The organism is Meishania litoralis (genome assembly GCF_042611095.1).
Lineage (GTDB): Bacteria > Bacteroidota > Bacteroidia > Flavobacteriales > Flavobacteriaceae > Meishania > Meishania litoralis.
Genome location: NZ_JBHFPV010000005.1, coordinates 119,906 through 127,929, shown reverse-complemented (window position 1 = coordinate 127,929; position 8,024 = coordinate 119,906). Strand labels below are relative to the sequence as shown.

The window sequence follows — 8,024 nt, the reverse complement described above, 5'->3', positions numbered from 1 at the left end:
GCCACGGGGACGATGCCGAAAGGAAGCACCGGGCTCCACTCCCCGTCCTGGCCCGCGGTCTGCGACGTCGAACTCTGGCTGTGGAGACCTATAAGGAAAATTAAAGTAAAAAAGTGTAGCCTATTGAATATGTAAAGATTTCCCATAAATGTGGATATTTGAAAATTTCGTTTGGGGAACCTTTAAGACCGCTAAAATAATGCGAAAGATAGTTTTACAACTTAGTTGTGCAAACCGATCGATTAACAAAGAATATCATCGACAAACTACAATTCATTTATTTTTCAACCCAACTGTAACAATCGTTAAATTGAATCATCTTTATAACAAACCAATCACCTTTTGAGCCACAAAAGAGAAGATATTGATGTTTTATTGCAGTTGTGCCGTGAGGGAAAGCAGACCGCACAGATGGAGGTGTACGACCGCTATTACAAGGCGATGTACAATACTTCACTACGAATTGTAAAAAATAGTGCCGAAGCCGAAGATGTCATGCAAGAATCGTTTTTGAACGCGTTTACGAAACTGCATACTTTCAAGGGGGAAGTCACTTTTGGATCATGGCTAAAACGGATCGTAATCAACAACAGTATCTATCATTATAGAAAGCAACAGAAAAACAATGAAGTTGCTATAGATGACATAATGTACAAGGTCGAAGACAATGATGAAATTGCTTCAGATCATGGGCAAACAGAACTGAAGGCTCAAAAGGTGCTGGAAACCATGAAACACTTAAAAGACAATTACAGAATTTCTTTGACCTTACATCTAATCGAAGGTTATGATTATGAAGAGATAAGTACCATTATGGATATCAGTTATGCCAACTGCCGAACGACCATTTCAAGGGCCAAGGAAAGTTTGCGAAAAAAATTAATTAAAGCCTAGATCATGGAAAAGGAAAAATTAGAGAGTCTGTTCAAAGAGCTTGACGGTTTATTCGATACTGAAGAACCGACCCTCGGCCATCAAAGCCGTTTTCAAGAAAAACTGGATCAAATGAACAAGGTAGGGTCTTTACAGGCCAAGAAGAATTTTTCTTGGTGGAAACCTTTGTCCATTGCAGCTTCAATGGCACTGCTATTCGTTCTTGGGATCGGTTATTATGGTTCGCAAAAGACCACAAACGAAAATATTGTAGAGGTTTCCCCAGAAATCTCTAATGCACAATTCTACTTTACAAATCTTGTAGAGGAACAGGTACGGCACTTGGAAAAGGAGAGTTCTCCAGAAACAAAAGAAATCATAGACGATACCATGCTACAGTTGAAAAAACTGGAAAATGACTATGCCAAATTGGAAAACGATCTTCAGAACGGTGGCAATGCCAAAATGATCTTGAGTGCTATGATCATCAATTTTCAGACGAGAATGGATCTTTTGCAAGACGTTCTTGATCAAATCGAAACCATTAAATATTTAAAAAACCACAATGATGAAAACTTTACTATTTAAATACACTTTAGCCCTAGTGTTAAGCCTTCCCATGGTCTTATGGGCACATAATGGCAAACCAAGGGGAAGGCACACCAAGGAAAAAACAATAAAAAAAGAGTTCAATGTTAATTCTGATGCCCTTTTAAAGGTAAGCAACAGCTATGGAAACTTGAATATAACATCATGGAACGAAAATAGGGTGCTGATCGAGGTGCATATCAAGACCAACGGAAACAACGAGGATAAAGTGCAGCAGAAACTTGACGAAATAACCGTTGATTTTGAAAATAGTAGCAGTCTGGTCTCGGCCAAAACTATCTTCAACAACAACAAAAGTAGCTGGGGATGGGGTAAAAACAACAACGTCAATATGCAAATCAATTACACCATAAAGCTCCCGGTAAAAAACAGTGTAAACCTCAATAATGATTACGGAAGTATTATACTGGACCGTATCGATGGGCATGCCAAAATCAATTGTGATTATGGGCGATTGGAAATCGGGGAACTTCATGGAAGAAACAATCAGTTGAACTTTGACTACACTTCGAATTCGAATATCGATTACATGAACAGTGGTAGAATAGATGCCGATTATTCAGGGTTTACCATCGATAGGGCGGGTGACCTTACTATCAATGCCGACTATACGAATTCCTCCGTAGTTAAAATGGAGAACCTTCAATACTCTTGTGATTATGGTAAAATCGATATCGGGGAAGCCCATAATGTCAGTGGTGAAGGCGACTATATAACAGTTAATCTTGGTACCATTCACGGCAATCTTGAGGTCAATGCCGACTATGGCTCACTTCGCGTCGCCGAGATGGCGGAAGATGCTGGTAACATCGAGATAAATTCCGATTATACAGGTATTAAAATAGGTTATGCCCCGCAGTATTCTTTCGATTTTGAAATTCGTACTTCATATGCCGGGGTAAGTGGCAAAGATGATTTTGAGGTCAATATCAGTACCGAAAAATCGAGCGACAAATATTACAAAGGCTATCACGGCAAAGCCAATAGTGGCAATAAGGTAAACATCGAAAGTGAATACGGTGGAATATCGTTCTCAAAAAATTAATTTTAATCAATCCAAAAAATGAAAATCATGAACAAATTAGCAACACTAAGTTTAGTATTTCTCTTTACCGTATCGTGCACGGCACAATGGGGCAAGAGGGTGAAAGGAAATGGTAATGTAGTCACGATCGAAAGATCCGTGGGAGATTATGACGGTATTGGTGTATCAGGATGGTTCGACGTCGAATTGGTCGATGGTAACGAAGGTGAATTGACCTTAAGGGGAGAGGAGAATCTTCTTGAGCATATTGTGACGGAGGTTAAAAATGGAAAACTTTCGATCAAAGTGGAAAAAGGCTATAACCTAAAGCCTACCTCGTGGAATGAAGGTATAATGATTACCGTACCCGTTGAAAGTGTAAATTCCATTGCGCTTTCGGGATCAGGTGATATTGTCGGCAAGAAGACCTTGAAGGCCGGTGACTTCAAGACCGCCATGTCGGGATCGGGAGATATTACCTTGGATGTAGATGTAAGTTCAATCTCGGCGTCCATGTCGGGGTCAGGTGATATTACTTTAAGTGGAAATACTGGTGATTTTGATGCCACCATTTCAGGAAGCGGCGACATTAAAGCCTATGATCTGGATGCCGACAATGTTGATGCGACAGTTTCCGGTTCGGCCGATATCAAGGTAACCGCAAGAAAAATGTTGAGGGCCAGGGTATCAGGGTCTGGCGATATCAGCTATCGCGGTAATCCTGAAAAGGTCGATACCAAAACATCTGGGTCAGGAGATATCTCAAAAGGCTAGTAAAATCGAACAATCAAAAAGCGGACATCAGTATCGAAGGCCTCCTAATTCTGGGAGGCCTTTTTTGTAGGCACCTTGAACAATAATATAATCCCGAAGAGAAAAAATAGGAACAGAAACAGAATCGCATATCTCATAGTGCTCACTTGATCTACCAATGCAAAAATAACCATCCCGATAACGATGCCTATCTTCTCGGCCACGTCGTAAAAGCTAAAATACGAAGTAGTGTCATCGGTCTCAGGAAGAAACTTCGAATATGTGGATCGTGCGAGGGCCTGAACGCCGCCCATGACCAAACCTACAAGTCCGGCGGCAATATAAAACTGCATAGGTGATTTCATGAAATAAGCGTAAAAGCATAGGCATAACCAAATAAAATTGACGACGATCAATGTGTGTATGTTACCAAATTTATCCGAAGCCCTGGAAGTTATGACCGCACCTAAAACAGCGACCAATTGGATAACCAAAATGCTGATTATCAGTCCTGTTGTCTTTTCACTTTCAGTAGCCCATGAAATCTCTTTTTCACCAAAATAAACGGCCATCAGCATAATGGTCTGCACGGCCATACTAAAAACAAAGAAGGCCCTTAAGTAGCGCCTCAACCTTAGATTAAGCTTCAATTGCTTCCAAACAGACCGAAGTTCACGAAAACCGTCCAATAATAAATCCTTGGTAACCTTATGTCCGGCAGAAACTCCTTTGGGCAAAACATAAAAAGTGTATTGACTAAAAACCATCCACCACAATCCAACGGTAACGAACGAGACTTTCATTGCCTCTATTTTAGCCATATTATGTTCCACCTCGGTCGTTCCGATATCGAAACCGAACCATTCGGGCTTCATGACCATGGCCAAATTGATAAGCAACAAAATAACACTACCGATATACCCAAGGGAAAAACCCTTGGCGCTAATACGATCTTGTTGTTCTTCGAAAGCAATGTCGGGTAAATAAGAATTGTAGAAAACCAAACTTCCCCAATACCCTATCAATCCCATAAGGTAGAACAACAGACTAAGGTGTATATGCTCCAAACTGAACCAATAAAGTCCGACACAACCTACACCCCCAACATAACAAAAGAACTTCATGAAGGTCTTTTTGTTGCCAACATAATCGGCAATTCCTGATAAAATCGGAGATGAGACCGCAACCATCAAAAAAGTAAATGCCGTTACTATGGAAATCAATACGGTCTGTTTCATCTCGAACCCGAATGCAAAAACCGGGTCATCTTTCGAAGAAAACAATGCCGCATAATAGATAGGAAATATCGAAGATGCAATGGTAAGGGTATATACCGAATTGGCCCAATCGTAGAATGCCCATGCATTCAACAATTTCTTGCTACCCTTAATCGGTTGTGGTTCGGCCATATCAAAAAAAAGCTGCCCCTCTCGGAACAGCTTTCAATATACAATTATTACCTCAATTCGTACTATTGAAATTTAGTGACCCCAAACTTCGCCGCTTCTTCTTTGGCAAGCGGTGCCCAGGCGGATAAGTTGGAAATACGTGTATCATTCGAAGGGTGTGTACTCAAAAACTCGGGCGGTGCCTGGCCCCCGCTCTTGGCCTTCATACGCTTCCAAAGTTCTGCAGCCTCATCTGGGTTGTAACCTGCTATGGCCATAATCTGTAACCCTATACGATCGGCTTCGGTCTCGTGGCCTCGACTAAAAGGCAGCATTACACCTACGGTCGAACCAAGCCCGTATGCTTGGTTGAACATATTTCTTTTCTGGGGGTCCTTGATCGCTACGTTACCTGCCACCGCACCGATCTGCTGCAGGGTACCCGCGCTCATTCGCTGGGCACCATGGTCCGCCAATGCATGGGCCACCTCGTGCCCCATAACAACGGCGACTCCGGTCTCAGTTTGTGTAATGGGCAATATTCCCGTATAAAAAACGATCTTACCGCCGGGCATGCACCAAGCATTTACCGTTTCGTCTTTGACCAAATTGTATTCCCATTTATAATCTTTGAGATAACCCGGATATCCATTGGCGACCAACCACCTTTCGGCAGCCGAAGAAATACGCTGGCCGACCTTGGTTATCATTTTAGATTCGGCCGTATTCTCGACTACGGCATTTTCAGTCAAAAATTGATCATATTGGGCAAATGCCATGGGGAAAATCTGGCTGTTAGGATAAAAGTTCAGTACTTTTTTACCTGTAAACGGGTTTACCTTGCATGCAGTTACGCTAAGGAAAACCACTAGAATCAAAACTATTTTTTTCATGATTTCAAAAGTGTTTAGTGCTGCTCAAAATACAAAAAAATTAAATTCCAATAATGTGCAATTCAGTAAAATCCTTTGTAATTTGAATGCTATTGTCGCCATTCAGTTTAAGTTCTTCCAATGCAACCTTAACGTTATCAACTTCAATCTTCTTTATCTTGAATGGAAGACCATGAAGGTTTATTTTAAAATTATCATAAGGCGTTATGAAAGAACCGTCTTTGAATTGCTGAACGATCAGCTCTTTCTCCCTGCCCAACAGTTTCAGCCTTCTAAGACTATATTGCCCTTTCTTATACTCATAACCATCTTGGGCATCTTCATATACCAAGGATCTTTCTTCACCCAATTTGTAATAAACCTCCAATACCAGTTCTTTAATTTTTAGCTCACCTACATATTGTTGTACCGGATATTTGGGCAATATGGCCCCTGCTTTTACAAACAACGGCATCGTATCCAAATCGGCCTCGACCCACATTTCTTTACCGCCTTCTATCAGTTCGTTATTCCAATAATCATACCATTTTCCGCGAGGAACGTACATTCGTCTTCCCTTGGCGTTGGGTTCTTGAACCGGACAGACCAAAATGTGTTTTCCAAAAATGAACTCATCAGTCCTAAAATGTGTTTGAATGTCTTCTTGGTCATAGTGTACCAAAGGTTGCAGCATGGGCGTGCCTGCGGTCGTATATCTCCAGAACATGGTATAGAGATAGGGTAGCAATTGATACCTTATCTCGATAAACTTACGAACAATGTCGGTCACTTCCTTTCCAAAAGACCAAGGCTCTTGATCCCCATGGTCACCGCTGGAATGCACCCGACAGAAAGGATGAAAAACACCCAACTGAACCCATCGTGCGAACAACTCACCATTGGGTTGTTCGGCAAATCCGCCGATATCGGAACCTACAAAGGAATAGCCGCTGATATTCATTCGCTGAACCTGCACATTGGCGATCCAAAGATGTTCCCAAGTGGCCACATTATCGCCCGTCCATGTAGAAGAATAACGTTGTGTACCGGCAAAAGCGGCACGCGTAATTACGAAGGGGCGTTTAGGATATACGTATTTCTTTACGCCTTCGTATGTGGCACGAACCATCTGCATGCCATATATATTATGTGCCTTTCTATGCGAACACCGGTGTCCATCAAAATTGTGTCTTGTATCTAATGGGGCGGTCTTCGTAGGCACCTCCATAACGGCAGGTTCGTTCATGTCGTTCCAAACCGCATGTACGCCGATTTCGGCCATGAACTCTTTGTACAGCTCGGCCCACCATTCGCGGACTTCAGGATTTGTAAAATCAGGGAAATTGCACTCCCCCGGCCATACTTTGCCCCGCATATACGGGCCATCGGCCCGTTTGCAGAAATAATCGTTTTCTATGGCCTCTTGATATACCCAATAATCACGATCGACCTTGATGCCCGGGTCGATCATTACAACGGTCTTGAAACCGTCTTTGTTCAACTCACCGATCATTCGCTTGGGATCTGGAAATTTTTTCTTGTCCCATGTGAAGCAACGGAAACCGTCCATGTAATCAATATCCAAATAAATAGCATCACACGGAATGTTCAATTGTCTAAACTTCGCCGCGATTTCCTTTACGTTCTTTTCAGGAAAGTAGCTCCATTTCGATTGATGGTATCCCATGGCCCACATGGGCGGAAGTTCTGGTGTGCCCGTCAAATTCGTAAATGCCCTGACAACTTCGGACATTTGCGGACCATAAAAGAAATAGTAATTCATTTCTCCTCCATCGGCCCAAAAACTAGTTACATTTCTTCGTTCGTGCGCAAAATCGAAATAAGATCTAAAGGTGTTATCAAAAAAAACGCCGTACGCTTTATTGTTGTGAAGCCCAATATAGAACGGAATAGCCTTATAAAGTGGTTCTTGATCTTTGCCGTACGCATACTGATCCGTACACCAATTATTGACGCGCTTGCCCTTTAGATTAAAGTGCGTTGCCTTGTCACCCATACCATAAAAACTTTCGGAATTCTGGGCTATTTTACTCATTTTTACGGTGTTGCCCCCATGCTCATAGTTTTCTTCCCAATGAAAACCCAATTCATCTTCGTTCAGTATATTACCCTCTAAATCTGAAATCTGTACCCTTAAGGTTTTCTTGTCGACCAATACCTGTATCTTATCGGTCTCAACCAGATATTCGGTATCGGTCTCCGTTATTTCAAGACGATTATATCCATAATTGGCGGTACCACTGACGGCATACGAAAAATCAGGTTGAAAAACACGTTCGGTGGCATACCTGAAACGAAAAACACCATCTTGTAGGACGGTAAGTTCCAATATGACACCATTTTCGGTAGTGAAGTAAAGCTTATGTGTATCTCTTATATAGTCTACGATCTGGTTCGGGTATAAATCACCTTTGTACTCCAGTTCAGTATTTGTAATCATAAGTAGTTTTGTTTTGAAGACAAAAGAAGACAATGCCATTCAAT

General features: G+C 41.9%; 7 protein-coding genes. 4 read left to right on the top strand and 3 right to left on the bottom strand.

Annotated elements, in window-relative coordinates:
• Positions 1-411: 411 nt before the first annotated feature.
• From ACEZ3G_RS15740 to ACEZ3G_RS15725, 4 genes are read left to right on the top strand one after another with little or no spacing between them, the layout of a single operon-like run.
• Positions 412-894 (top strand): RNA polymerase sigma factor, encoded by a 483-nt coding sequence (locus tag ACEZ3G_RS15740; RefSeq protein WP_432426479.1) that lies wholly within the window; start codon positions 412-414, stop codon positions 892-894.
• A 3-nt stretch (positions 895-897) separates the two neighbouring features.
• The gene (locus ACEZ3G_RS15735; protein WP_432426473.1) at positions 898-1,461 is read left to right on the top strand and encodes a hypothetical protein; all 564 of its coding nucleotides are present in this window, start codon (positions 898-900) and stop codon (positions 1,459-1,461) included.
• Positions 1,442-2,527, top strand: coding sequence for a hypothetical protein (locus ACEZ3G_RS15730; RefSeq protein WP_432426472.1), 1,086 nt, complete (start codon positions 1,442-1,444; stop codon positions 2,525-2,527). The genes ACEZ3G_RS15735 and ACEZ3G_RS15730 overlap by 20 nt, the downstream gene beginning before the upstream one ends.
• A gap of 27 nt (positions 2,528-2,554) precedes the next feature.
• Positions 2,555-3,280, top strand: a complete 726-nt coding sequence (locus tag ACEZ3G_RS15725; RefSeq protein ID WP_432426471.1) for a head GIN domain-containing protein — start codon at positions 2,555-2,557, stop codon at positions 3,278-3,280.
• A 44-nt stretch (positions 3,281-3,324) separates the two neighbouring features.
• Here ACEZ3G_RS15725 and ACEZ3G_RS15720 read toward each other — a convergent pair whose 3' ends face one another.
• The 3 genes from ACEZ3G_RS15720 to ACEZ3G_RS15710 form a co-directional block, all read right to left on the bottom strand.
• Positions 3,325-4,668: an MFS transporter gene (locus tag ACEZ3G_RS15720; protein WP_432426470.1), complete on the bottom strand. Its 1,344-nt coding sequence runs from the start codon at positions 4,666-4,668 to the stop codon at positions 3,325-3,327.
• A gap of 62 nt (positions 4,669-4,730) precedes the next feature.
• Positions 4,731-5,540 (bottom strand): M48 family metallopeptidase, encoded by an 810-nt coding sequence (locus ACEZ3G_RS15715; protein WP_432426469.1) that lies wholly within the window; start codon positions 5,538-5,540, stop codon positions 4,731-4,733.
• A gap of 40 nt (positions 5,541-5,580) precedes the next feature.
• Positions 5,581-7,980, bottom strand: a complete 2,400-nt coding sequence (locus ACEZ3G_RS15710; RefSeq protein ID WP_432426468.1) for a glycoside hydrolase family 31 protein — start codon at positions 7,978-7,980, stop codon at positions 5,581-5,583.
• Positions 7,981-8,024 lie beyond the last annotated feature (44 nt).